This window comes from Serinicoccus hydrothermalis (assembly GCF_001685415.1).
Lineage (GTDB): Bacteria > Actinomycetota > Actinomycetes > Actinomycetales > Dermatophilaceae > Ornithinicoccus > Ornithinicoccus hydrothermalis.
The window spans coordinates 2,787,297-2,812,007 of record NZ_CP014989.1; the positions used below are offsets into that span (position 1 = coordinate 2,787,297).

Genomic DNA, 24,711 nt, shown 5'->3' on the forward strand with positions numbered 1-24,711 from the left:
CACCCTGCCAGGTTCCCCCGAGCACGCACCGACCGCACGGTCTGCGTGCACACCGTGCGGTCGGTCGCCGCACACCGTGCGGCCGGTCAGCAGGGAGGGTCAGCCGCGGCTGTCTCCGCCGTGCCCGTCCTGGTCGGTATGCCCGTCGTGCTCCTGGGCGTACTCCTCCATGTGGCCCTCGGCGTGCGCCGCGACGAGCTCGGAGCGGCCGGGGTAGCGCACGTCCTCCACCACCTGCTGCATGAGCTCGCTGGGCTCGGCCGTGAACTGCGAGACGATGATGACGGTGATGAAGTTGAGGATCATCCCGATCGTCCCGATGCCCGTGGCCGGGATGTCCCAGATCGGCTCGTTGCCGAGGAAGGTCGGCAACGTCCACAGCTGGTAGAGCAGCGTGACGCTCAGGCCCACCGCCATACCCGAGGCGGCCGCCGCCGCGGTGGCCCTCTTCCAGAAGATCCCCAGCACGAGGATCGGGAAGAAGGACGCCGCTGCCAGACCGAAGGCGAGCGCCACGACCTCGGCGACGAACCCGGGCGGGTTGATGCCGAGGTAGCCGGCGACGAGGATGGCCGCCGCCATGGCGATCCGCCCGACCCGCAGCTGCTGGGCGTCGGTGGCCCGCGGGTTGACCTTCTTGAAGTAGAGGTCGTTCGCGACCGAGCTGGAGATGACCAGCAGCAGACCGGAGGCGGTCGACAGCGCCGCCGCCAGACCACCGGCCGCGACGAGGCCGACGATCGGGGCCGGGAGGCCCGCGATCTCCGGGGCGGCGAGCACCACGATGTCGTTGTTGATCGCGAGCTCGGTGCCCTCTCCGATCGCCCCGGCGACGTCGATGATGCCGTTGCCGTTGAGGTCCTCGGTGGTGATGAGGCCGACGTCGCGCCAGGTGTTGAACCACTGCGGGGTGTCGTCGATGCCCGACCCGGGGATCTGGGTGAGCACGTTGTACTTGCTGAACGCACCCACCGCGGGGGCGGTGGTGTAGAGCAGCGAGATGAAGAACAGCGCCCACAGCGCGGAGTAGCGCGCCGCCCGCACCGACTTGGCGGTGTAGAAGCGGACGATGACGTGCGGCAGCCCGGCCGTGCCGAACATCAGCGCGGCCGTGATGAGGATCATGTTGAGCATCGAGGTCTGCGTGAAGGCCTCGGTGTATGCCGCGAGCCCGAGGTCCTGCTGCAGCCCGTCCAGCTCGTCCAGGATGGAGCCGAAGGCGATCGGCGGGAAGGGGTTGCCGGCCAGCTGCAGGGAGATCGCCACCGCGGGGATGAGGTAGGCGACGATGAGCACGGCGTACTGCGCCACCTGGGTCCAGGTGATGCCCTTCATGCCGCCGAGGACGGCATACAGGAAGACGATCGCCATGCCGATGACGACGCCCCAGGTCCGGTCGACGCCGAGGAACCGCTGGAAGACGACGCCGACACCGGACATCTGCCCGGCGACGTAGACGAAGGAGACGACCAGCGCGCAGACCACGGAGACCAGGCGCGCCGTCTCGTTGTAGCGGTCACCGACGAAGTCGGGGACGGTGTACTTGCCGAACTTGCGCAGGTAGGGCGCCAGCAGCAGCGCGAGCAGCACGTAGCCGCCGGTCCAGCCCATGAGGTAGACCGAGCCGGCATACCCGTTCTGGCTGAAGGCGATGAGCCCGGCCATCGAGATGAAGGATGCCGCGCTCATCCAGTCGGCGGCGACCGCGGCGCCGTTCGCGGGGGCCGGGATGCCGCCGCCGGCGACGTAGAAGCCGGCGGTGTCCGAGACGCGGCTGCGGTAGGCGATCCAGATGTAGAAGCTGAACGTGAGGATGACGAAGACGAGCGTCCAGGCCTGGATGGTGCTCACTGGTGATGCACCTCCTGCTCGTACTCGGTGATGCCGAACTCGGCGTCCAGCTTGTCCATCCGCCACACGTAGAAGGCGATGAGCAGGACGAAGACGATGATCGAGCCCTGCTGGGCGAACCAGAAGCCCAGCGGTATGCCGAAGATCGACACGTTGTTGAGGACATCGACGAAGAGGATCCCGGCGCCGAAGGACACCAGGGCCCAGATCACCAGCAGGACCGACATCAGGCGGACGTTGCGCCGCCAGTACTCACGCCGTTGGTCGACGTCAAGCATGGAGCCTCCTTGCTCTGCGGGACGTGTGGTCAGGGACCCACGCAACCCAACCGTTGACGCGCGGGCAAGCGTGGGGCTGGCGTGGTGCGCCGAACGGTGGCGGCGTTGCGCCGAGCGGCACCGGTATGCCGTCCGCCGTGGCATACAGTGCCCGCATGCGGTCCCGACGTGCCCCCGGACAAGGCCGGCTGCTGCTCGCCGCCGGGATGATGGCCCTCGGCGGCTTCCTGCCCTGGCTCTACACCCACGTCGGCACGTTGAGCGGTGCGATCGGCGGCGGGCTGTGGGTCTTCTACGCCGGTCTGCTGGCGCTCGCCGGGGGCCTGCTGCCTGCTGGCCGGTGGCGCACGGTGATCGTCGCGCAGTCGCTGCTCTGCGGCGTGGTGGCCGTGGGTCTGCCGGTCTGGCAGGTCGTCAGGATGCTGAGCTGGGTGGGCTTCCAGGGGTGGATGCCCGGGCCCGGGCTCGTCCTGAGCGCCTTCGGCGGGGTGCTCTGCCTGCTCGCGGCGCGGCAGCTGCTCGCGCTCGCCCCGGCCGAACCGGTCGCCACGGACTGACGTGGCCGATCTCGGGCGGCTCCGGGAGCGGGTGCTGGAGCTGGAGGACCGGCGGGCCCGGTGGCGGAGGCTCCGGCTCTCTCGCGAGCTGCTGCAGCCCCGGATCGACCGGGACCGCGCGCTGCTCGCCGAGCGGGACCGGGCGTATGCCTCCGAGCAGGCGGACGTGGACCGGCTGGACCGTCCGGGGCTGCGCCGGCTCCTGGCCACCCTGGACCGCTCCCTGGACGAGCGGCGGGTCGAGCAGCTCGCCGAGGCCGACGAGGCCGAGGCGCGGGCGGAGGAGGTCCGGGCCCGGCTCGCCACCCTCGCCGTCGAGGCGGACCGCCTCGACGGCGACATCGCGCTCCTGGGCGACCCGGAGACGGCCTACCAGGAGGCGCTCAGCGACCTCGTCCTGGCCGCCCGCGCGCAGGGCCACCTCACCGGTGCGTCCTCCGGCGGCACGGACGGCGCCGAGGAGGTGCTCGTCCCCGAGCAGGTCGTCGGCTGGGCCGAGCGGCGGCAGCAACGGATCCACCAGCGGGCCGGGATCGACGCGGTGCTGCCCGTCGCCCGGCAGCTGGTGAAGGAGCTCACGCGGGTGGACCGGCGCCTGCCCGTCGTGGCGGCGGGGATCGAGGCGTCGATCCCGGCGGGCGATCCCTACGGCGCGCTCCACTGGGTCGACGGGCTCCGTGCGGTGCGGCGGCAGATCGCCGCGGCCGAGGAGGTCGCGTCGCACCTGCGTGAGGAGCTCGCGGCCTCGCGCCTCGAGGTCGACGTGCCCGAGCTCGACGACTTCCCGCAGCGGCTGGGCAGCGTCTTCGACCCGCTGAGCTCACACCAGCTCCTCGAACGGGTCGAGGGGGCGGTCGCCTGGTCGGCGGACCGCCTGGCCGCGGCCAAGGCCCTGGTCGAGCGGCTCGTCGAGCTGCGCGCCGAGCTCGCCGACGCGTGAGGGCGCCGGCCGGGCACGGGGCCCGACCGGCGCGGCCACCCTGGGGTGACGGGGAGTCCCTGCCCCGTCAGCCGGTGGCCTCCTCGCGCCGGGCGGAGAGCCGGCCCCACGCCCAGTAGCCCACGGCGGCCAGGACGGCCAGGCCGAGGAGCTCGGGCAGGATCGCCGCGAGGAAGGACAGGCCGCCGCCGAGCACGCCGAGCAGGGCGAACCCGCCGAGGGCCAGGACGACGAGCGAGCGGCCGCGGCCGTGCCGCAGACCCTGCTCGACGTGCGTGCGACCGGTGCCGTCGGGCAGGACGGTCCACGCGATGAGGTAGAGCCCGACGCCCACGCCGCCGAGCAGGGCGGCCAGCACCGCGGCGGCACGGACGGCGACGGGGGCGACGCCGAGCCGGTCGGCGATGGTCGCGCACACGCCGCCGAGGACGGCCTGGTCGGTGCGGCGGGTGGGGAGGCGGCGCAGGGCGGCATACAGGCCGTCGAGCGAGCCGGAGCGCTGCTGCTGCGGCACGGGCTGCGGCAGGATCGGGGGGAGGTCGGAGGCGGGGGCGGAGCCGGGGTTCTCGTTCATGGGACCCAGCCTGCCGCCGGCCGCTGCCCGGACCGAGCCGGTGGACCACCGGAACGGTGCGGGGGTTATCCCCCTCGGCCGGCACCGGATGCCGTTGCGACCGGCGATCCTCCCGGGCATCGCGCCCCGAGCGCCCTACCGTGGGGCGCATGCCTGACGCGCGACGCAGCCGCAACCGGCGTGCGGTGCTGCTCCTCGCGCACGCGCGCGACCGGGGCGCGGTGACCGCGGCGCGGGCGCTGCAGCGGGCAGGGTGGCGGGTCGGCGCCGGCTCGAGCCGGGTCGACGGCGGCCTGCTCGGGGCCTCGGGCGCGGTCGGGTGCCTGCACCCACTGCCTCGTCCCAGCGGCGACCACGACGTCTTCGTCCGGAGGCTGCGCGCGGCGATCTCCGACGGCGGCTACGACGTCGTCGTCGGGTCGGGGGACGACTGGATGGCCGCGCTCGCGCACCACCGTGACCGCATCGAGGCACGGGTCGCCCACCCCGACGAGGCGGTGGTGAGCGCGGGGATGGACAAGCTCGCGCTGCACCGGCTGGCCCTGGAGGTCGGGCTGGCGACGCCCCCCACGCGCAGCCTGGCCGCCGCGTCCGTGGCCGGGGTCCCGCTGCCCACCGTCGTGAAGAACCGCCGCCACTGGACGCCGCACCACGACCGGCGGCACCGGATCGAGACCGCGGTGTGCCGCACGCCGGCCCAGCTGGAGCAGCACCTGCTGTCCTTCGCCTCCGAGCACGACGAGCCGGTGCTCCAGGAGCCGGTGGAGGGCCACCTCGCGGCACTCATCGGGGTGATGCACGAGGGGCGCCTCACCGGACGGGTGCAGCAGGTTTCGCCCCGGGTCTTCCCGACGCCCTCGGGGGCCTCGGCGCGGGCGCGCACGGTCCCCGTCGAGCCCCTGCTCGCGGCCCGTTGCGAGGAGCTGCTGCGCGCCCTGGGGTGGACCGGGCTGGTGGAGCTGCAGTTCCTCGTCGGTGCGGACGGGGTGCACCGGCTCATCGACCTCAACGGCCGTTTCTTCGGGTCGCTGGCCCTCAGCGAGGCGGCTCGGCCCGGGCTGGTGGACGCCGGGCTGCGGGCGGCGGCGGGGCTGCCGGTGCCCGAGCTGGGCGACGGGCGGGCCGGGCTGCGCTACCAGTGGCTGCCGGGCGACCTGCGCCGGGCCGTCCAGGAGCGCCGTCGGGGGCTGGCCGCCGACGTGCTCGGCACCCTGACGTGGGCCCTGGGGGCCCGGCACAGCATCGCCGGAGCCGGCGACCCCGGTCCGGCCCTCCGCCTCCTGGCCGGGCGGCTCGTCGCCGAGCCCGCCGGGACGTCGGTGCCCTCAGCGGCGCCGCAGCTGCTGGACGACCTCGAGCACCACGAAGCGCTCCGGGGCGCGCATCACGGCCAGGGCGAGCTGGTAGACGAGCGCCCCGGTCACGAGGCCCAGCGCGGCGACCCACCAGACCTGTTCGGTGTGTACGGCGCCGACCGCCAGCCGGGCCACGAGGGTCGCGGCGAGCAGCGCCAGAGCGGCGCGGCCTAGCAGCAGGCCGCTCGCCCGCACCGGCACGAGGTGGTGCCGGTATGCCGCCAGCCACCCGGTGAGGACGGCCGCCACGAGCAGCGAGGCCGAGGTGGCGATGACGATGCCGGCCACCCCGAGGACCGGCGCCAGTGCGAGGTCGCCCACGACGTTGACGACCATCGCGAGGGTGCCGATGGCCACCGGTCCGCGGGTATCGCCCACCGTGTAGCAGGCGCTGACGAGGACCTGGCGGCAGGCGAGGGCGAGCAGCCCGGGGACGAACCAGAGCACGGCCACCGCGGTGAGCCGGACCGCGTCGGCGTCGAACTCGCCCCGGCCGAAGGCGAGGGCCACCACCTGCTCCGGCGCGACGAGCAGCACCACGGCCACCGGCCCGAGGAGGGTGAGCGAGACGGCCAGCCCGCGGTGCACGAGGCGGCGGACCCGGGCGCGCCCGTCGGCCTGCGCGGCGGCCGCGGCCATGGCGGGGTAGAGGGGGGCGACCAGCGCGGCCACGACGAGGGTCTCGGGCAGGTTGACCAGCCGCCAGCCGAGGAAGACCGCCGAGACCGCCCCCTCGCCGACGGTGGAGGCCACGGCGCGGTCCACCAGGGTGTTGACGTTGAGCAGCGCCTGCCCGAGGACCAGGGGCGGGAGCATCGCGGTGATCTCGCGCACCCCGGGGGAGTCGCCGCGGAGCCGCGCCCGCACCGGCCAGCGGTGCCGGAGCACGGGCACGAGCTGCAGGGCGAGCCGGGCCAGCGAGCCCACGAGGAAGCCGACCGCGAGGGCGACGATCCCGAGGTGCGGGCCGAGCAGGCCGGCCGCGGCGATCATCACGAGGTTGAAGGGCACCCCCTGGAGCGCCCCCCACCGGAAGATCCCGTGCGCCTGCGCCTGCGCCACGAGCAGGTCGGTGGCCGCGACGACGACCGTGGTGACCAGCACGATGCGGGTCAGCAGCACCAGCACGTCCGCCGCCTCGCCGGTGAGGCCGGGCGCCAGCAGCCGGGAGACGGGGGCCGCGGCGATCCCCAGGGCGACGCTCAGGGCGCCGATGCCGACGACCGCACGGGTGAGGACGACGTCGAAGGTGCGGTGGCCCGGGCATACCTCCTCGCCGTCCGCCTCCCGCGCGAGCACCGGCGTGCTCGCCCGGGTGAGCGAGGTGCCGAGCAGGCCCAGCACGATGTTGGCCAGGCCCAGCGCCACGAAGTAGGCGTCGAGCTGCGGCCCGGCGCCGTAGACCGCCGCGATGACGGCGTCGCGGACGAAGCCGAGCAGCGTGGAGACGCCGGTGAGGCCGGCGACGAGCAGCGCGGCGCGACCGATGCTCGGTCGGGTCACCACCGGGTGCCCCGCGCGGCCGCTGTCAGAGGTTGATCATGTGCCCGGCGATGCCGTGCACGGCCTCCTTGACGGCCTCACCCAGCGTCGGGTGCGCGAAGACGACCCGCGACATCTCGTCGGCGGTGAGGTCCCACGTCTGCGCCAGGTTGAGCACCGGCAGCAGCTCGGTGACGTCCGGGCCGATGAGGTGCGCGCCGAGGATCTCGTTGTACTTCGAGTCCGCGACCACCTTGACGAAGCCGACGCTCTCGCCCTGGCCCATCGCCTTGCCGTTCGCCGAGAAGGGGAACTGCGCCGTCTTGACGTCGTGCCCGGCGTCCTTGGCCGCCTGCTCGGTCATGCCCATCGAGGCGATCTGCGGGTGGCAGTAGGTGGCGCGGGGGATGAAGGTGTAGTCCAGCGGCATCGTCTCGGCGCCGGCCAGGGTCTCCGCGGCGATGATGCCCTGGGACTCGGCGGTGTGCGCGAGCATGAGCTTCGCGGTGACGTCACCGATGGCATACACGTGGTCGACGTTGGTGCGCAGGTAGTCGTCGACGGCGATGGCGCCGCGCTCGGTGAGCTCGACGCCCGTCGTCTCCAGGCCGAAGCCCTCGACGCGCGGGGCGAAGCCGATGGCCGAGAGCAGCTTGTCCGCCTCGAGGGTCTGCGAGTCGCCGCCGTCGGCGGGGGTCACGGTGACCTTGACGCCGTCGCCGGTGTCCTCGACGTTCTCGACCTTGGTGCTCGTCATGATCTTCACGCCGAGCTTCTTGTACTCCTTGGCCAGCGCCTTGGAGATCTCCGGCTCCTCCAGCGGGACGATCCGGTCGAGGAACTCCACGATGGTCACGTCGACGCCGTAGTTGGCCATGACGTAGGCGAACTCGACGCCGATCGCGCCGGAGCCGGCGATGACGATCGAGCCGGGCAGCTCCTCGTCGAGGATCTGCTCCTCGTAGGTCACGACGTTCTTGCTGACCTCGACGCCCGGCAGCATCTTGGTGACCGAGCCGGTGGCCAGGATGAGGTCGTCGAAGGTGAGCTGGGTGGTGTTGCCGTCGTCATCCTTGACGTCCATCGAGGTCGCCGAGGTGAGCGTGCCCCAGCCGTCGACCTCGGTGATCTTGTTCTTCTTCATGAGGAAGTGGACGCCCTTGACGATGCCCGAGCTGACCTTGCGGCTGCGCTGGTGGGCGGGGGCGTAGGACATCGTGGCGTCGCCCTCGATGCCGTAGAGGTCCTTCTCGTGGTTGAGGGTGTGCGCGAGCGCGGCGTTCTTCAGCAGCGCCTTGCTCGGGATGCACCCGACGTTGAGGCAGACCCCGCCCCAGTACTTCTTCTCGACGACGGCGACCTTCTTGCCCAGCTGGGACGCGCGGATCGCCGCGACATACCCGCCGGGGCCGGCGCCCAGGACAACAACGTCATAGTGATCGGCCATGGGGTCAGACTAATGCCACACCCGGGGGCTTCGCCCCCGGGTTGCCCCACGCCCGGGGGCTCCGCCCCGGGCCCGGGACTCGCTTCGCTCGCTCGTTCCCTTCGTTCCGGGCAACCAGGCTCGCTGCGCTCGCGGTTGCCCGGGGTCAGTCCTCGACGATCTCGCCCTCGGCGATCTCCTCGGGGTCCTCGCCCTGCCGGGAGTCCTCCTCGAACTCGTCGCGGGCGACCTCGGCCTCGGCCAGCATGCGGTAGAGGTCGCGCCGGGTGCGGTCGAGCAGCTCGGCCGCCTCCTGGTTGAGCTGGTCCTGGCCGGACTGGCCGACGGCCTGGGTGGCCATCGCCACGCTGCCCAGGGCCTTCCACAGGGTGCCCGAGCTGCCGCGGCGGTCCCGCTCGCGCTCGCCCCGTCCGCCGTGGCCGCTGTGCGCGCCGTGGCGGTGGCCACGACCGCGCGGGCCCCGACGCTCCTCCCGGTCCTGCCGGTCCTGCGCCCACGGGTCGTCGGGCTCCTCGCCGCCGGCCCAGCCCTGCGGGGGGAGGTCCTGCGCGGCCGCCCGGCCGGCCTCGGTGAGCTCGTAGGCGCGACGACCGTCGACCTCGGTCTGCGAGACCAGGCCCTCGTCCTCGAGCTGGGCCAGCGCGGGGTAGATCGCGCCGGAGCTGGGCCGCCAGGCGCCGCCGGAGCTCTGCTCGATCTCCTGCATGAGCTGGTAGCCGTTCATCGGCTCGCGCTGCAGCAGGTGCAGCACCGCGTTGCGGACGTCCCCGCGCCGCGCGCGTCGCGGGCCGCCCTGGGGGCCGAAGCCCTGCGGGCCCCAGGGTCCACCGCGCCGTCCGCGTCCGCCGGGGCCGGGGCCCTGCGGGCCGAACGGCCCGCCCGGCTGGCCGAAGACCTGACCGAGCAGCCCGTTCGGGCCGAAGATCTGGTCGTCCATGTTGCCGAAACCGCCGAAGTTCTGTCTGGAAGTCATGTGCTTCCCCTCTCTGGTGTGCGCACGGACAGCCCGTGCGTCGTCATACGTCAGAATAACAAGATGTGTCTCGTTATGTCAACGACATATCGATAACTCGATGGGTGTGCGACGTGTCACATACCTATGCACCGGGTTGACGCGGCGGCATCCGAGGAGGTTGTATGTCCCTCATGCAGTGCTTCGTTCTCGTACTTATTACCTAGGGACGCGCCGTCGGCCGATCCTCGCCATCGACGCGTCCTCCCCTCGCCAGCCCACCGGGCCGAGGGGTTTTTTGTTGCCACTGCCCAGACCACCGGAAGTCAGGACCCACCCCATGACCACCACCCACATCCCCGACGGCGCCACCGCGATCCCGCCCGGCGTCACCGGCGGCACCTCGACGGGTGCCCAGCAGCGGACCGGCGCCGAGGCGCTGGTGGCCACGCTGGAGCGGCTCGGCGTCGAGCACGTCTTCGGGCTGCCGGGGGGCGCGGTGCTCCCGCTCTACGACGCGCTCTACGGCGCCAAGGTCCGCCACATCCTCGTCCGGCACGAGCAGGGCGCGGGCCACGCCGCCCAGGGGTATGCCGCCGCCACCGGCAAGGTGGGCGTCTGCATGGCGACCTCGGGCCCGGGGGCGACCAACCTCGTCACCTCGCTCGCGGACGCCAACATGGACTCGGTGCCGATGGTCGCGATCACCGGCAACGTCGCCAGCTCGGCCATCGGGTCCGACGCCTTCCAGGAGGCGGACATCCGGTCGATCTCGATGCCGGTGACCAAGCACTCCTTCCTGGTCACGAACCCGGACGAGATCGCGGCCACCCTCGCCTCGGCCTTCCACATCGCCTCCACCGGCCGGCCCGGCCCGGTCCTGGTCGACGTGACCAAGGACGCCCTGGTCGCCGCTGCCGACGAGTCGCTGCTCCAGCTGCCGATGCCGGGCTACCGCACCCCGAGCAGCCCCGCGCCCGAGGAGGTGCGGGACGCCGTCGAGCTCATGCTCACGGCGCGGCGCCCGGTCCTCTACGTCGGCGGCGGCTGCGTGCGGGCCAACGCGGCGCGGCAGGTCCGCGAGCTCGCCGAGCTCACCGGCATACCCGTCGTCACCACGCTCATGGCGCGTGGCGTCTTCCCGGACAGCCACCCGCAGCACATGGGGATGCCCGGCATGCACGGCAGCGTCTCCGGCGTCGCGACGCTGCAGAAGTCGGACCTCATCGTCAGCCTCGGCGCCCGCTTCGACGACCGGGTCACCGGCGCGAAGCACACCTTCGCCCCGGACGCGACGATCGTGCACGCCGACATCGACCCGGCCGAGATCGGCAAGAACTTCCCGACCGCGGTGGGCCTCGTCGGCGACGCCCGGGAGAGCATCGGGCTCATGGTCACCGAGTGGACGCGGCGCACCGCGGCCGGCGCGACGCCCCGCCACGAGGCGTGGGTGCGCCGCTGCTCGTCGTGGAAGCAGCGCTACCCGCTCGGTTACGACACCCCCTCCGACGGTGCCCTGGCCCCGCAGCTCGTCATCGAGCGGCTCGGCGCGCTCTCCGGCCCGGACACGGTCTTCGCCGCCGGGGTCGGGCAGCACCAGATGTGGGCCAGCCAGTTCATCACCTACGACGAGCCGCGGCGTTGGCTCAACTCCGGGGGCCTCGGGACGATGGGGTATGCCGTGCCCGCCGCCATGGGTGCCAAGGTCGGCCGCCCGGACTCGACCGTCTGGGCGATCGACGGGGACGGCTGCTTCCAGATGACCAACCAGGAGCTCGCGACCTGCTCGGTCGAGGGCATACCCATCAAGGTCGCGATCATCAACAACGCCGCGCTCGGGATGGTCAAGCAGTGGCAGGCGCTGTTCTACTCCGAGCGGTTCAGCCACAGCCAGCTGCCCTCGATGCAGGTCCCGGACTTCGCGACGCTCGCGACGGCCTACGGCTGCGTCGGGCTGCGCTGCGACCGCGCCGAGGACGTCGACTCCACCATCGAGGCGGCCATGGCGGTCGACGACCAGCCGGTCGTGGTGGACTTCCGGGTCAGCCAGGACGCCATGGTCTGGCCGATGGTCGCGGCCGGCACGAGCAACGACGACATCCAGCACGCCCGCGACGTGCGACCCGACTTCGGGGAGGACGAATGACCCTGCTGTCCGACTACCCGCCCCACGACGCCGACGTCCCGACGCCGGCCCCCGCATACCAACCGCACACCGCCCAGCACCACCCGACGAAAGGCACCACCATGAGCGACGCTGCTCGTACCCGTCACGCGCTGTCCGTCCTGGTCGAGAACAACCCGGGCGTCCTGGCCCGCGTGTCCGTCCTGTTCGCCCGGCGCAACTTCAACATCGACCACCTCGTCGTGGGGCCGACCGAGGACAACAAGGTGTCCCGGATGACGATCGTGGTCAACGTCAACGCCGAGCAGCTGCACAAGGTGACCAGCCAGCTCGACAAGCTCGTCGAGGTCATCCACATCGAGGAGCTCGAGGACGCCGACGCCATCCGCAGCAAGCTCTGGCAGATCAACGACAACGGTCCGCGCCCGGTCGGCGCGATGGCTGCCGCCGCCTTCTGATCACGTGCTGGGGGCTTCGCCCCCCGCATGCCCCCCCACTGCGAAGACCTCGCTTCGCTCGGACGCACTGTCTGTTCCGGTGAACCAGGCTCGCTGCGCTCGCGGTTAACCGGGGCTCCGCCCCTCCACCCACCGCTCGACTCACCACCTACCCCACAGGAGAACTCCACCTCATGGCCACGATGTACTACGACGACGACGCCGACCTCTCGCTGATCCAGAACCGCACGGTCGCCGTGCTCGGCTACGGCAGCCAGGGCCACGCCCACGCGCTCTCGCTGCGCGACTCGGGGGTGGACGTGCGCGTCGGGCTCGCCGAGGGCAGCAGCAGCCGGGCCAAGGCGGAGGCCGAGGGACTGCGCGTCGTGACGCCCGCGGAGGCGTGCGCCGAGGCCGACCTCATCATGGTGCTCGTCCCGGACCACGTGCAGCGCCTCGTCTACCGCGACGCGATCGAGCCCAACCTGCAGGAGGGCGACGCCCTCTTCTTCAGCCACGGCTTCAACATCCGGTTCGGCTACATCGAGCCGCCGGCCGGTGTCGACGTCTGCATGGTGGCGCCGAAGGGCCCGGGCCACCTCGTGCGCCGCGAGTACGTCGACGGTCGCGGGGTGCCGGTGCTCGTCGCGGTCGAGCAGGACGCCTCGGGGAAGGCCAAGGAGCTCGCGCTGTCGTATGCCTCCGCGATCGGCGGGCTGCGGGCCGGCGGCATCGAGACGACCTTCACCGAGGAGACCGAGACCGACCTCTTCGGCGAGCAGGCGGTGCTCTGCGGCGGCATGAGCCAGCTGGTGCAGTACGGCTTCGAGACCCTCACCGAGGCGGGCTACCAGCCCGAGGTGGCCTACTTCGAGTGCCTGCACGAGCTCAAGCTCATCGTCGACCTCATGTACGAGGGCGGCATCGCCAAGCAGCGCTGGTCGGTCTCCGACACCGCGGAGTACGGCGACTACGTCTCCGGCCCGCGGGTCATCGACCCCTCGGTGAAGGAGAACATGCAGGCGGTGCTGGAGGACGTGCGCAACGGCGCCTTCGCCGACCGCTTCATCTCCGACCAGGACAACGGCCGGCCCGAGTTCGAGGAGCTGCGGGCCAAGGGCGCGTCCCACCCGATCGAGAACGTCGGCAAGGACCTGCGCGGGATGATGGCGTGGGTCAAGGGCCACGAGGCCGACAAGGACTACGTCGAGGGCTCGGCCGCCCGTGGCTGAGGTCGACGTCAAGCCGCGGTCCCGGGACGTCACCGACGGCCTGGAGAAGACCGCCGCCCGCGGGATGCTGCGAGCGGTCGGGATGGGCGACGACGACTGGGCCAAGCCACAGGTCGGCGTCGCCAGCAGCTGGAACGAGATCACCCCCTGCAACCTCTCGCTCGAGCGGCTGGCCAAGGCGGTCAAGGACGGCGTGCACGCGGCCGGCGGCTACCCGCTGGAGTTCGGGACGATCTCGGTGTCCGACGGCATCTCCATGGGGCACGAGGGGATGCACTTCTCCCTCGTCTCCCGCGAGGTGATCGCGGACTCGGTCGAGACGGTGATGTCCGCCGAGCGGCTCGACGGCTCGGTGCTCCTCGCCGGGTGCGACAAGTCCCTGCCCGGGATGCTCATGGCCGCGGCCCGCCTCGACCTCGCCTCGGTCTTCGTGTATGCCGGGTCGATCCTCCCGGGGATCGCCAAGCTCTCCGACGGCTCGGAGAAGCAGGTGACGATCATCGACGCCTTCGAGGCGGTCGGGGCGTGCTCGCGCGGGCTGATGAAGCGCGAGGACGTCGACGCGATCGAGCGCGCGATCTGCCCCGGCGAGGGTGCCTGCGGCGGCATGTACACCGCCAACACCATGGCCGCCGCCGCCGAGGCCCTCGGGATGTCGCTGCCCGGGTCCGCGGCACCGCCGGCCACCGACCGCCGCCGCGACGGCTTCGCCCGGCGCAGCGGGGAGGCCGTGGTCGGGATGTTGCGGCACGGCATCACCGCACGCCAGATCCTCACCCGCGAGGCCTTCGAGAACGCCATCGCCGTGACCATGGCCTTCGGCGGGTCGACCAACGCGGTGCTGCACCTGCTCGCCATCGCCCGCGAGGCGGACGTGCCGCTGACCCTGGACGACTTCCGGCGGATCGGGAAGAAGGTCCCGCACCTGGCCGACGTCAAGCCGTTCGGGCAGCACGTCATGGTCGACGTGGACCGGATCGGCGGCATACCCGTCGTCATGCAGGCCCTGCTCGACGCCGGGCTCCTGCACGGGGACGTCCTCACGGTCACCGGCCGCACGATGGCCGAGAACCTCGCCGAGCTCGGCGCACCGCCGCTGGACGGCACCGTGCTGCGGCAGATGGACGACCCGATCCACGCGACGGGTGGGCTGACCATCCTCGACGGGACCCTGGCGCCCGGCGGGGCCGTGGTGAAGTCGGCCGGCTTCGACTCCGACGTCTTCGCCGGCACCGCCCGGGTCTTCGACGGGGAGCGGGCCGCCATGGACGCGCTCGAGGACGGCACGGTCACCGCCGGCGACGTCGTCGTCATCCGCTACGAAGGGCCCAAGGGCGGCCCGGGGATGCGCGAGATGCTCGCCATCACCGGGGCGATCAAGGGCGCCGGGCTGGGCAAGGGCGTGCTGCTCATCACCGACGGCCGCTTCTCCGGCGGCACCACGGGCCTGTGCGTCGGCCACATCGCTCCGGAGGCGACCGAGGGCGGCCCGATCGCGCTCGTGGAGGACGGCGACGGGATCACCCTGGACGTCGCCAAGGGCACGCTGGACCTGGACGTCGACGAGGCGGAGCTGGAGCGTCGGCGGGCAGCCTGGGCGCCCCCCGAGCCCCCCGAGCGTGCCCGGCGCGGCGTGCTGGCGAAGTATGCCGCCCTCGTGCGCTCGGCCTCCGAGGGAGCCATCACCCACTAGGCGGGAGCGGGCGTCAGGTGGTGCCGTCGCCGGCGTGCAGGTCCTCGATGACCTGCTGCACCTCACGCTCGACCTCGGGGTCGACCTCCCGGGAGGCGACGTCACGCTCCAGGAGGGCGTCGACGAGCTCGCCGACCCTGGCCTCGATCTGTTCGTAGGCCGACGGGAGGTCGTCGTGCCCCTCGAGCGAGCCCAGCTCGTCCCAGTCGATCTGGTGCAGCCCGTGGGTGGGCATCTGCACCTTCTCCTCGTCGGTGAGACCCATGGTCACGACCACGTCGGAGGTGAGGACCATCTTCCCGGTCATGGCGGTCACCGCGTGGGCATCGGGGTCGTAGCCCTTCTCCCCGCAACAGCGCGGCGATCTCCGGCCGGAGCTGCTCGCCGGGGCTCACCCCGCCGGAGCGGGCCCGCAGCAGCCCCTCTCCCCGTCCGTTGGCGATGGCGGCCGCGATCTGGCTGCGCCCGGTGTTGGCGTCGTCGACGAAGAGGACCTGCTTGACGAGGGCGAGGTCGATCTCGTGCTGGTCAGCCTGCGCCATACCGGCAGTCAACCAGTCCGTCGGCGACGCGCAGATGGCCCGCAGGTGGCCACCAGGGGGCGCCGCGATGACGTCTGGGTCAGGCCAGCTCGGACTGCAGGGCGCGCACCCAGTCGCGCTTGACCGAGCGCCACTCCTCGTCGGTCAGGCCGCGGCGCCAGTAGGGCGACAGAGAGAGGTGGTCGGGCGAGGCCAGCCCGCCGTCGCGGAGCGCGTGACCCACCGCGCGGATCGACTCCGCCTCCCCGTGCACGAAGGCGCTGACGACACCGTCGAGCCGGGGGAGCGCGGCGACCGTGTCCGCCAGCAGCCGGGTCAGCGCGTCCTCGTCGCCCGCCGAGCTGCGGTGGACGTAGGTCACCTCGAGGTCGCCCGGGGAGGTGAGCTCGACCTCGCCGGCCGCGTCCTCGACCTCGACCACCGCGCGGACCGGTATGCCCGCACCGACCTGCTCGGCGCAGGCCGCGATCGCGGGAAGGGCGGACTCGTCGCCGACGAGCAGCACGCCGTCGGCCTCGGTCGGGGGAGAGTAGTCACCCGCGGGGCCGCGCAGCTGCAGCCGGTCACCGGGGCGGGCGTGCAGCGCCCAGCGGCCGGCATACCCCACCTCGCCGTGCACGACGAAGTCGATGGTCATCTCCCGCGTCTGGGGGTCCCAGGACCGGAGGGTGTAGCGGCGCGGGTAGGGGCGCTGCTCCCGCGGCAGCTCGCGCGTCGCCTCGTCCTCGAAGGGCGGCGCGTAGTCGGCGCCGGCCGGCAGGAAGAAGGCGTTGACGTAGGAGTCGGCGAACTGCGGGTCCGCGAAGTCGGCGAGGCCCTCCCCGCCGAGGACGACGCGCACCAGCTGCGGGGTGAGCTGCTCGGTGCGCACGACCGTGCCGTACATGGGTTCTCCTTCTGCTGTCCGGGGATGCAACAAGGCTAACCTCACCCGAATTAGGTCAGGGACCCGGGTGGTGGAGTGGCCGAGGGGCTGTCGCCGCCCCATGACAGACTCTGCGCCATGCCGCCGCACCTGCTGGAGCAGATCCTCGCCGACCCCTCCGGCCAGTCGTGGGCGATCCTGTGGCGCGCGTCCGAGGACGAGGCCGAGGTGCTCGTCGGCGACGTGGAGGACCTCGACCTGCTGGCGCAGATCCCCCGCCCGGACGCCGGTGCGCCGGTCCTCGCGATGGTGCCCTTCCGGCAGATCGCCGAGCGCGGCTTCGTGGCCCACGACGACGGCACCCCGCTACGGGTGCTGCGCCCGAGCCATACCCAGCGGCTCTCGGTCGAGGAGCTCGTGGCGAGCCTGCCGACCGGCGAGGTCGAGGTCGCCGCCGAGCGCTTCAGCGTCGAGGACGCGACCTACGCCCGCACCGTGGCCCAGGTCATCGAGGAGGAGATCGGCGAGGGCGAGGGCGCCAACTTCGTCATCCGGCGCGACGTCCTGGCCCACTGCCGCAGCGACCAGGCCGTCGCCGCGCTGACCTGGCTGCGCCGCCTGCTCGTCGACGAGCGCGGGGCCTACTGGACCTTCGCCGTGCACACCCCCGGCCACACCCTCGTCGGCGCCACCCCGGAGCGCCACGTCAGCGTGCGCGACGGCCGGGTGTGGATGAACCCGATCTCGGGCACCTTCCGCCACCCGGTGCAGGACTCCGAGCTGGAGCCGGAGTTCCGCTCGTTCATCAAGGACACCAAGGAGACCGAGGAGCTCTTCATGGTGGTGGACGAGGAGATGAAGATGATGGCCCAGATCTGCTCGGACGGCGGCCGAATCACCGGGCCCTACCTCAAGCAGATGGCCCACCTCACGCACACCGAGTACCTCCTCGACGGGCGCAGCCACGCCGACGTCCGCGACGTCCTGCGCACGACGATGTTCGCACCCACCGTGACCGGGTCCCCGATGGAGAACGCCTGCAGCGTCATCGCCGAGCACGAGCCGGACGGCCGCGGCTACTACTCCGGGGTGCTGGCGCTGCTGGAGCAGGACGAGCAGGGCGGGGAACGTCTGGACGCGCCGATCCTCATCCGCACCGCGCACCTCACCGAGGACGGGACGGTGCGGGTCAGCGCGGGCGCCACGCTGGTCCGGCACAGCGACCCGGCCTCGGAGTGCGAGGAGACCAGCGCCAAGGCCCGCGGGATGCTGTCGGCGCTCGGGCTGCGCCCCCGTCGGGAGCCCGGTCGCGCGCTCGACCTCGAGGGTCTGCCCGGCGTCGCGGCGGACCTCGCCTCGCGCAACGAGTCGCTGTCCCCCTTCTGGCTCAGCCCGCAGGGCTCCCGGCCCGATCCCGAGCTGCTCGGCCGGCGGGTCCTCGTCGTCGACGCCGAGGACACCTGGACCCAGATGCTGGCGCACATGCTGCGTCACCTCGGCATGGTGCCCGAGGTGCGCCGGTGGGAGCAGGTCACCGAGGCCGACGTGGCGGGCCCCGCCGTCGGCCACGACCTCGTGCTCTTCGGCCCCGGGCCGGGGGACCCCACCGACCTGCAGGACCCCCGCATCGCGGCGCTGCACTCGCTGCTCGCCGCGCGGCTGGGCACCGGGGCGCCGGTGCTGGCGGTATGCCTGTCCCACCAGGTCCTCGCGACCCTCGCCGGGCTCGAGGTCACCAAGCTCCCCGCGCCCAACCAGGGCGTGCAGCTGCCGGTCGACCTGTGGGGGGACGTGCGCCGGATCGGCTTCTACAACACCTTCGTCGCCCGCCCGGGCGACCCGCGCATCGGCGACATCGAGCTGGAGGCGGCGGTGCACGAGCCGGACGACGCCGTCGTCGGGCTCCGGGGCACCCGGGTGGCCAGCATCCAGGGGCACGCCGAGTCGGTGCTCTCCCGGGACGGTCTCACGACGCTGCACGGGCTCATCCGGCAGGCCCTGGCCTAGCGCTTGCGGCGGACGTAGAGCTGCTTGCGGACGCGGGCGACGACCGTGCCGTCCTCGGTGACGACGTCGTTGTCGAACCAGCGCAGCACCTTGGCGCCGTCCGCCGCCTCGGCCCGCAGCTCGTCCAGGACCTGCTCGCTGAGGTCGAAGGTGGCGCTCACCGCGCTCCGGCCGGGCGAGACGAACTCGATCTCGGCGGCCTTGTCCCACACGACATACCCCTGACCGAGGTTGCGCAGCACCATGAGCATCCAGAACGGGTCGACCATCGCCACCAGGGAGCCGCCGAAGAGGGTGCCGACGTAGTTCGTCGTGAGCGGGGTGTGTGCGAGCCGGACCCGGACGTGCCGGAAGTCGGCGGACATCGCCTGGATCCGGATCCCGGAGAAGAGGAACGGCGGCCAGGCGTTCATCCCGTGCCGCAGCGCCCGTGCCGATCCGGCGAGGGCCTTCAGCCGGGACACGCGCTGGTCGGGCCGCGTGCGGGGAGAGGAGGTCACCGCGCCACTGTATGCGCGGGACCACCGCGCCGACTCACCCGGCGACGGCGAGGACGGCGTCGGCGTCGTCCTCGATCTGGTCAGCGGTCAGCAGATCACCGGCCCCGTCCTCGAGGGTGGTGGTCCAGGTGCTGACCGCCTGCTCGAGGACACCGCCCTCGACCAGCGCGGTCCGCAGGCGGGTCAGCTCCGCCTCGTAGGCCGCAGCCCACTCCTCGTCGGCCAGGAAGGTCTCGACGAGCGGGTGGGAGCGGCTCATCATGCCGCCCCCGCCGCCGGGCAACTCGTCGCCCTCCACGCCGGGTGGCTGCACGCCCTCAGGCATCTCGCCCTCCTCGACGGCCGGCGGCTCCAGGCCCTCGGGCACCTGGCCGTCCTCGAAGGTGGGCATTCCGCCGCCCGCGCCGCTCCCGCCGGGGCCACCTCCGGCATTCATCGCCCCGAAGGACAGGTTGTGGTCCCAGGCCACGACGGTGAATTGCTCGGTCGAGGAGTCCCAGAAGAGGTAGGAGTTGTTGCCCGGCCCGTCGATGTCGTCCGTGTTCTGGATGATCTCCTGCACCGCGAGGTAGGTCGCGAAGGACTCGAGGTCGACCAGCTCCGGCAGGCGCTGCGCGATCTCCTCCTCCGTGCCGTTGTGCAGCAGGTCGAGCAGCTCGATGAGCGGCCCGTAGTCGTCCTCGCCGGCCTCGATGTCGAAGGCGGTCGAGTAGTCGCCGTCCTCGCCCCGCCACGACCAGTCACCCTCCGCCTCGGACTTGTAGAGGACGCTGTCCTCACCAGCCTCCGGGAAGGCGTCCGTCACCCAGGCGTCATCGAGGTTCTGGACGGTGAGCCGGAGCTCCTCCTCACTGCCGTTGACCGAGAAGCGGGTCGCGACCGCCTCTGTCGAGGCGAGACCTGCGGCGGACAGCACGTCGAGGGAGACCGCCTCGTTGAGCGACGTCTCCGTGGTGTTGGACCGGACCGTGACGTCGCTGTAGCCCTCCAGGGTCTGGTCGTCGACGAACTTGTCCAGACGGATCCGCAACGGGAGTTCCTGCGCCGGGGTGTCGGTCGAGATCCCGCGCAAGGACGAGTTGCCCTTGAGCTTCAGGCCGACGTCCTCGAAGGTCTGGCCGTCGATGGTGACGGTACCGCTGACCCACTCCTTCTCGCCGGTGTCGAGGTAGGTCTGGATCATCCCGGTGAGGGTGTCCTCGTCGACCGTGACGTCGATGGTGTGGACCTCCGTCGCGGTGAACAGCGCGCTGGTCACCTCCGGCGCCGACGAGACGGCGCTCTCGCCCGTGACGAGGGGTGCGGCGCAGCCGGCGAGTGCGAGCGCGGCGACGAGCGCGAGGGTCGTGGTCGGGCGGTGGTGTCGTCTCATGGCGCGAGTCCACGCGTCGCGGCTGTGCCGAGGGGCTGCCACGGCTGTGACCTCGCTGTGCAGTCCCAAGCCCCCACATGCGGGAGCCGCGGGTGTCTCAGGGGCAGACCCGCGGCTCGTCGCGTGGCCAGGGGCGGGGTCGAACCGCCGACCTTTCGATTTTCAGTCGAACGCTCGTACCAACTGAGCTACCTGGCCGGAAGTAGTGATCCGGCGTGGCCCCGGATCTCTCCGGTGACCACGCCGTTCCCTACTCTGCGACCCCGACGGGACTCGAACCCGCGACCTCCGCCGTGACAGGGCGGCGCGCTAACCAACTGCGCCACGGGGCCTCGATTTCAGGTCGAGACCTGGTGCATCCCCAACGGGATTCGAACCCGTGTTACCGCCGTGAAAGGGCGGGGTCCTAGGCCACTAGACGATGGGGACCTATCCGTTGAGGACGACGATGAGCATACGTGATCGCCCACGCGCAGACCAAAACGCCTCAGACGATGCTCTCCGGGGACCGTGCCCACGCCAGGAGCCGCTCCAGCGGCCACGTGTTGACGACCCGCTCGGGGGGCACACCGTGGCGCACCGCCCGCTCGCAGCCGTAGTCGAGGAAGTCCAGCTGACCGGGGGCGTGGGCGTCGGTCGAGATCGCGAAGACGCAGCCCGTGTCGACCGCGAGGTCGAGCAGCTCGCCGGGCGGGTCCTGCCGCTCGGGGCGGGAGTTGATCTCCACCGCGGTGCCGGTCTGTGCGCACGCCTCGAAGACCGCGGCGGCGTCGAAGTCGCTGGGCGGGCGCATGCGGGAGCCGCTGCGGCCGCCCTTGTCGCCGCGCCGGGGCATGACCCGCCGGCCGGTGCAGTGGCCCAGGACGCTGGTGAGCGGGTTGCGGACCGCGGCCAGCATGCGCCGGGTCATCGCGGCCTTCTCCATGGTGAGCTTGGAGTGCACCGAGGCGACCCGGACGTCCAGCCGGGCCAGCAGGTCCTCCTCCTGGTCCAGCGCGCCGTCGTCGAGGATGTCGACCTCGATCGCCTTGAGCAGGGTGAAGCCGGGGGCGGTGTGGGCGTTGACGGCCTCCACGACCTCCAGCTGGCGCCGCAGCCGGGACGCGGTGAGGCCGTTGGCCACGGTGAGCCGGGGCGAGTGGTCGGTGAGCGCGAGGTAGTCGTGCCCGAGCTCGATGGCGCTGGCGACCATCTCCTCCATGGGGCTGCCGCCGTCGGACCAGTCGGAGTGGCTGTGCAGGTCGCCGCGCAGCTGCTCCCGCATCGCCCCGCCGCCGTCGGCCAGAGGCTCGCCCGCAGCCTCCTCCAGGTCGGCGAGCTTGTCCGGGACCTGCCCCGCGACCACCGCCTCGATGACGGCCGAGGTGGAGGGGCCGATGCCGGGCAGGTCGCGCAGGGTGCCGGCAGCGGCCCGCCGCCGCACCTCCTCCTCGCCCAGCGGTAGGATGGTCGCCGCCGCCCTGCGGTAGGCCTCGACGCGCCGCGTCTCCTCCCGCGACCGCTCCAGGAGGAAGGCGATCCGGCGCAGCGCGTCGACCGGCTCCAGGCCCTGCTCGCCGCTCATGGTCGTGACTCTACGGCGGGACGAGGACATACGCTGCCGCCATGCCCACGATCCGCGCCGCGCACTTCGCCGACCTCGACAACCGCGTGCTGCACGACCTGCTCCGGCTGCGGGTCGACGTCTTCGTCGTCGAGCAGGACTGCGCCTACCCCGAGATCGACGGACGCGACGTCGAGGAGGGCACCGAGCACCTGTGGATGGACCTCGACGGTCAGGTCGCCGCCACGGTGCGCGTCCTGCACGACCCCGACGGCACCCGGCACCTGGGTCGCGTCGCCACGCACCGGGACCACCGCGGCCAGGGGTATGCCGCGGCGCTGCTGCGGGAGGGGCTGGAGCGGCTCGGCCCGGGCCCGGTGCACCTCGGCGCCCAGGCCTACCTCGAGCAGTGGTACGCCCGTCTGGGCTTCCGCCGCAGCGGCGAGGACTACCTCGAGGACGGCATCCCGCACCTGCCGATGGTCAGGGACTGACTACCGCCGGGGCTGCTTGCGGAAGTCCTCGCCGAGGTACTCCAGGGCGAGCCGGGCATACACCTGCTGCTCGGTGACCGTCCGCTCGCCGCGGTGGTCGCGCCCGATGAAGCTCACCGCCCAGTGCATGAGCGTCGCGAGCTGGTTCTTGAAGCCGATGAGGTAGAAGAGGTGGACCGCGAGCCAGGCCACCCAGGCCGGGTAGCCGGTCATCTCGATCCGACCCCGCTTCATGACGGCGCGGAAGCGGGAGATGGTGGCCATCGAGCCCTTGTCGAAGTAGCGGAACTCCTGGCCGGTCTCCTCGCCGCGCAGCCGGCGCAGGATCTGGTCGGCCACGTGCCGGGCACCCTGGATCGCCCCCTGCGCCACGCCGGGGACGCCGTCGACGGCCGCCAGGTCGCCCACGACGAAGACCTCGGGGTGGCCGGGCAGGCTGAGGTCGGGAAGCACCTTGACGCGTCCCGACCGGTCCAGCTCGGCGCCCGCCTGCTCGGCCACCTTGCGGCCGAGGGGGTTGCCCTGCACGCCGGCGGCCCACACCTTGGTCTGGGCCTCGATCCGCTCCTGGCTGCCGTCCTCGGTCGACTCCAGGACCACGCCGCCCTCGTCGACGTCGACGACCTTGCTGCCCATCCGTACCTCGACGCCGAGCTCGGTGAGGCTCTTCTCGGTGCGGGCGCCCAGCTTCTCGCCGAAGGGGGTGAGGACCTGGTCCACGGCGTCGACGAGCAGGATGCGCGCCTTCGTGGGGTCGATGTGCCGGAACTCCTTGCGCAGCGTGCGCTTGCTCAGCTCGGCCAGCTGGCCGGCCATCTCCACGCCGGTCGGCCCGGCGCCGACGACGACGAAGGTGAGCAACCGGGCCACGTCGTCGGGGCGTCCGGCGGCGGCCGCGAGCTCGGCGAGCTCGAAGGCGCCGTAGATCCGGCCGCGCAGCTCCAGCGCGTCGTCGATGGACTTCATCCCCGGTGCGTACTCCGCGAAGTGCGGGCTGCCGAACCACGACTGGTTGGAGCCGGCGGCGAGGATGAGGCTGTCGTAGTCGTAGACCATGTCCTCCCCGGCCGTGCCGGCGGTGACCGTGCGCGCCTCCAGGTCGATGCTCGTCACGTCGCCGAGCATCACCGTGACGTTCTTCTGGTCGGCGAGGACGTCGCGCGTCGAGGGGGCGATGACGCCCTCGGACAGGATGCCGGTGGCGACCTGGTAGAGCAGCGGCTGGAAGAGGTGGTGCCCGGTGCGCGCGACCATGAGCACGGAGACGGCCGGGTCGTTGAGGGCCTTGGTGGCGAACAACCCGCCGAAGCCGGAGCCGATGACGAGGACGCGGTGCGGGGAGTCGGTGCGGGGCTGGACGGCGCTCATATACCTAGTCAACAGCACATCCGGGGTCGGGATTTCCGCTCCGGCCCCGCGGGAGCCCTACGACGACGAGACGTTGGTCACGATGGGAGACTGTCTCGATGAGCTCGCTCGAGACGCGACCGGACGAGGTGACCTGCGGGGAGCAGGCGGAGGCCGACGGCACGGTGACCGTGCTCGGGCCGCGGGAGGTCCCGCTCGGCGGTCCCCGCGCGATGACGGTGCGGCGCACCCTCCCGACCCGGCAGCGCACGATGATCGGTGCGTGGTGCTTCGTCGACCACTACGGCCCGGACGACGTCACCCGCACCGGCGGCATGGTCGTGCCGCCGCACCCGCACACGGCGCTGCAGACCGTGTCCTGGCTGTTCAGCGGCCTCATCGAGCATCGCGACTCCACCGGGGTGCGGGCGCTGGTGCGGCCCGGTGAGCTCAACCTCATGACCGCCGGCCACGGGGTGAGCCACTCCGAGGTCTCGGTCGGCGGCACCGACGGCGTGGCCCCGGTCCTGCACGGGGCGCAGCTGTGGGTCGCCCTGCCCACCGGACGCACCGAGGTCGAGCCCTCCTTCGAGCACTTCGTGCCGGAGCCGCTGGAGCACGGCGGTGCCAGGGTGAGCGTCTTCCTCGGCGACCTCGGGGTGGGGGAGCGGCGCAGCGCCTCGCCGGTCACCACGCATACCCCGCTCCTGGGCGCGGAGGTGGTGCTTCAGCCGGGCTCCCGGGTGCGCCTGGGGGTCGACGCCGGGCACGAGCACGGCGTGCTCGTCGACGAGGGTGAGGTCGAGGTGGCCGGGCAGGCGGTGCGGCGGGCCGAGCTCGCCTACCTCGCCCCCGGTCGCGAGGAGCTGGAGCTCGTCGCGGGCGGTGAGGGCGTGCGCGTGCTCCTGCTCGGGGGGCCGCCCTTCGGCGAGCAGATCGTCATGTGGTGGAACTTCATCGGCCGGTCGCACGAGGAGGTCGTCGCCGCCCGCGAGCAGTGGCAGACCGAGCTCGGGCACCGGGCCGACGGGCGGTTCGGGGCGGTCGACTACCCCGACGGGCCGTCGCTGCCGGCGCCCGCGCTGCCGCAGGTCCGGCTGCGGCCACGGGGCTGAGGC

The 24,711-nt window shown here is 72.4% G+C and carries 21 protein-coding genes, 3 tRNA genes and 1 pseudogene; 10 read left to right on the forward strand and 15 right to left on the reverse strand.

What is annotated here, in order from left to right:
* Positions 1–99 precede the first annotated feature (99 nt).
* On the reverse strand, positions 100–1,851 hold the full coding sequence (locus SGUI_RS12990; RefSeq protein ID WP_066640993.1) for a sodium:solute symporter family protein: 1,752 nt from the start codon (positions 1,849–1,851) through the stop codon (positions 100–102).
* Positions 1,848–2,129, reverse strand: coding sequence for a DUF4212 domain-containing protein (locus tag SGUI_RS12995; protein ID WP_010148966.1), 282 nt, complete (start codon positions 2,127–2,129; stop codon positions 1,848–1,850). The genes SGUI_RS12990 and SGUI_RS12995 overlap by 4 nt, the downstream gene beginning before the upstream one ends.
* Positions 2,130–2,284: 155 nt before the next feature.
* On the opposite strand from SGUI_RS12995, the gene SGUI_RS13000 reads away from it, so the two are divergent.
* Together SGUI_RS13000 and SGUI_RS13005 are read left to right on the forward strand one after the other, a co-directional pair.
* The gene (locus SGUI_RS13000) at positions 2,285–2,686 is read left to right on the forward strand and encodes a hypothetical protein (RefSeq protein WP_202816581.1); all 402 of its coding nucleotides are present in this window, start codon (positions 2,285–2,287) and stop codon (positions 2,684–2,686) included.
* Between the two features lies 1 nt (position 2,687).
* Positions 2,688–3,626 carry a hypothetical protein gene (locus SGUI_RS13005; RefSeq protein WP_066640996.1) on the forward strand — a complete coding sequence of 313 codons (939 nt, stop codon included), beginning with the start codon at positions 2,688–2,690 and terminating at the stop codon, positions 3,624–3,626.
* Between the two features lie 67 nt (positions 3,627–3,693).
* Here the strand turns inward: SGUI_RS13005 and SGUI_RS13010 are convergent, their stop codons facing one another.
* Positions 3,694–4,200 (reverse strand): PspC domain-containing protein, encoded by a 507-nt coding sequence (locus SGUI_RS13010; protein ID WP_066640997.1) that lies wholly within the window; start codon positions 4,198–4,200, stop codon positions 3,694–3,696.
* Positions 4,201–4,994: 794 nt separating this feature from the next.
* Between SGUI_RS13010 and SGUI_RS18460 the strand changes: the two are divergent.
* Positions 4,995–5,285: pseudogene (locus tag SGUI_RS18460) on the forward strand (ATP-grasp domain-containing protein); the annotation flags it as partial.
* 240 nt (positions 5,286–5,525) lie between these two features.
* Here SGUI_RS18460 and murJ read toward each other — a convergent pair.
* The 3 genes from murJ to SGUI_RS17535 form a co-directional block, all read right to left on the reverse strand.
* Positions 5,526–7,061, reverse strand: a complete 1,536-nt coding sequence (gene murJ / locus SGUI_RS13015; RefSeq protein ID WP_066640999.1) for a murein biosynthesis integral membrane protein MurJ — start codon at positions 7,059–7,061, stop codon at positions 5,526–5,528.
* 22 nt (positions 7,062–7,083) lie between these two features.
* The gene (lpdA, locus tag SGUI_RS13020) at positions 7,084–8,484 is read right to left on the reverse strand and encodes a dihydrolipoyl dehydrogenase (protein WP_066641000.1); all 1,401 of its coding nucleotides are present in this window, start codon (positions 8,482–8,484) and stop codon (positions 7,084–7,086) included.
* Positions 8,485–8,629: 145 nt separating this feature from the next.
* Positions 8,630–9,457, reverse strand: a complete 828-nt coding sequence (locus SGUI_RS17535) for a PadR family transcriptional regulator (RefSeq protein ID WP_157621843.1) — start codon at positions 9,455–9,457, stop codon at positions 8,630–8,632.
* A 319-nt stretch (positions 9,458–9,776) separates the two neighbouring features.
* Here SGUI_RS17535 and SGUI_RS13030 point away from each other — a divergent pair, with 319 nt between their 5' ends.
* The 4 genes from SGUI_RS13030 to ilvD all read left to right on the forward strand — a co-directional run bounded on the left by SGUI_RS13030 (position 9,777) and on the right by ilvD (position 14,923).
* Positions 9,777–11,582 carry an acetolactate synthase large subunit gene (locus tag SGUI_RS13030; protein WP_083190684.1) on the forward strand — a complete coding sequence of 602 codons (1,806 nt, stop codon included), beginning with the start codon at positions 9,777–9,779 and terminating at the stop codon, positions 11,580–11,582.
* Positions 11,579–12,019, forward strand: coding sequence for an acetolactate synthase small subunit (gene ilvN, locus SGUI_RS13035; protein WP_066641003.1), 441 nt, complete (start codon positions 11,579–11,581; stop codon positions 12,017–12,019). Before SGUI_RS13030 ends, ilvN begins: the two co-directional genes overlap by 4 nt.
* 173 nt (positions 12,020–12,192) lie before the next feature.
* Entirely contained in the window at positions 12,193–13,230 is a 1,038-nt protein-coding gene (gene ilvC, locus SGUI_RS13040) for a ketol-acid reductoisomerase (RefSeq protein WP_066641007.1), read from the forward strand.
* On the forward strand, positions 13,223–14,923 hold the full coding sequence (ilvD, locus tag SGUI_RS13045) for a dihydroxy-acid dehydratase (RefSeq protein WP_066641010.1): 1,701 nt from the start codon (positions 13,223–13,225) through the stop codon (positions 14,921–14,923). The genes ilvC and ilvD overlap by 8 nt, the downstream gene beginning before the upstream one ends.
* Positions 14,924–14,936: 13 nt before the next feature.
* Here ilvD and SGUI_RS13050 read toward each other — a convergent pair whose 3' ends face one another.
* Together SGUI_RS13050 and SGUI_RS13055 are read right to left on the reverse strand one after the other, a co-directional pair.
* On the reverse strand, positions 14,937–15,239 hold the full coding sequence (locus SGUI_RS13050; RefSeq protein WP_157621844.1) for a hypothetical protein: 303 nt from the start codon (positions 15,237–15,239) through the stop codon (positions 14,937–14,939).
* Positions 15,240–15,544: 305 nt separating this feature from the next.
* Positions 15,545–16,351 carry a siderophore-interacting protein gene (locus SGUI_RS13055; RefSeq protein ID WP_066641014.1) on the reverse strand — a complete coding sequence of 269 codons (807 nt, stop codon included), beginning with the start codon at positions 16,349–16,351 and terminating at the stop codon, positions 15,545–15,547.
* 117 nt (positions 16,352–16,468) lie between these two features.
* Between SGUI_RS13055 and SGUI_RS13060 the strand changes: the two genes are divergently transcribed.
* The gene (locus SGUI_RS13060; RefSeq protein WP_066641016.1) at positions 16,469–18,337 is read left to right on the forward strand and encodes an anthranilate synthase family protein; all 1,869 of its coding nucleotides are present in this window, start codon (positions 16,469–16,471) and stop codon (positions 18,335–18,337) included.
* On the opposite strand, the gene SGUI_RS13065 is transcribed toward SGUI_RS13060, so the two are convergent.
* The 6 genes from SGUI_RS13065 to SGUI_RS13090 all read right to left on the reverse strand — a co-directional run bounded on the left by SGUI_RS13065 (position 18,334) and on the right by SGUI_RS13090 (position 21,773).
* Positions 18,334–18,837 carry a DUF4442 domain-containing protein gene (locus SGUI_RS13065; RefSeq protein WP_237141357.1) on the reverse strand — a complete coding sequence of 168 codons (504 nt, stop codon included), beginning with the start codon at positions 18,835–18,837 and terminating at the stop codon, positions 18,334–18,336. The two genes, SGUI_RS13060 and SGUI_RS13065, sit on opposite strands and share 4 nt — an antisense overlap.
* A gap of 34 nt (positions 18,838–18,871) precedes the next feature.
* Positions 18,872–20,209, reverse strand: coding sequence for a CotH kinase family protein (locus tag SGUI_RS13070; protein ID WP_066641018.1), 1,338 nt, complete (start codon positions 20,207–20,209; stop codon positions 18,872–18,874).
* A 124-nt stretch (positions 20,210–20,333) separates the two neighbouring features.
* Positions 20,334–20,407: transfer RNA gene (locus SGUI_RS13075), tRNA-Phe, on the reverse strand.
* Positions 20,408–20,467: 60 nt separating this feature from the next.
* Positions 20,468–20,541: transfer RNA gene (locus tag SGUI_RS13080), tRNA-Asp, on the reverse strand.
* Between the two features lie 24 nt (positions 20,542–20,565).
* A tRNA-Glu gene (locus SGUI_RS13085) sits at positions 20,566–20,638 on the reverse strand.
* A 58-nt stretch (positions 20,639–20,696) separates the two neighbouring features.
* Positions 20,697–21,773 carry a PHP domain-containing protein gene (locus SGUI_RS13090; RefSeq protein WP_066641020.1) on the reverse strand — a complete coding sequence of 359 codons (1,077 nt, stop codon included), beginning with the start codon at positions 21,771–21,773 and terminating at the stop codon, positions 20,697–20,699.
* A gap of 41 nt (positions 21,774–21,814) precedes the next feature.
* Here SGUI_RS13090 and SGUI_RS13095 point away from each other — a divergent pair, with 41 nt between their 5' ends.
* A complete protein-coding gene (locus tag SGUI_RS13095) occupies positions 21,815–22,246 on the forward strand; it encodes a GNAT family N-acetyltransferase (protein WP_066641021.1) in 432 nt (143 codons plus the stop codon).
* Here the strand turns inward: SGUI_RS13095 and SGUI_RS13100 are convergent, their stop codons facing one another.
* Entirely contained in the window at positions 22,247–23,614 is a 1,368-nt protein-coding gene (locus tag SGUI_RS13100; protein ID WP_066641022.1) for an NAD(P)/FAD-dependent oxidoreductase, read from the reverse strand.
* Positions 23,615–23,712: 98 nt separating this feature from the next.
* Here SGUI_RS13100 and SGUI_RS13105 point away from each other — a divergent pair, with 98 nt between their 5' ends.
* Positions 23,713–24,708 (forward strand): pirin family protein, encoded by a 996-nt coding sequence (locus SGUI_RS13105; RefSeq protein ID WP_066641024.1) that lies wholly within the window; start codon positions 23,713–23,715, stop codon positions 24,706–24,708.
* Positions 24,709–24,711 lie beyond the last annotated feature (3 nt).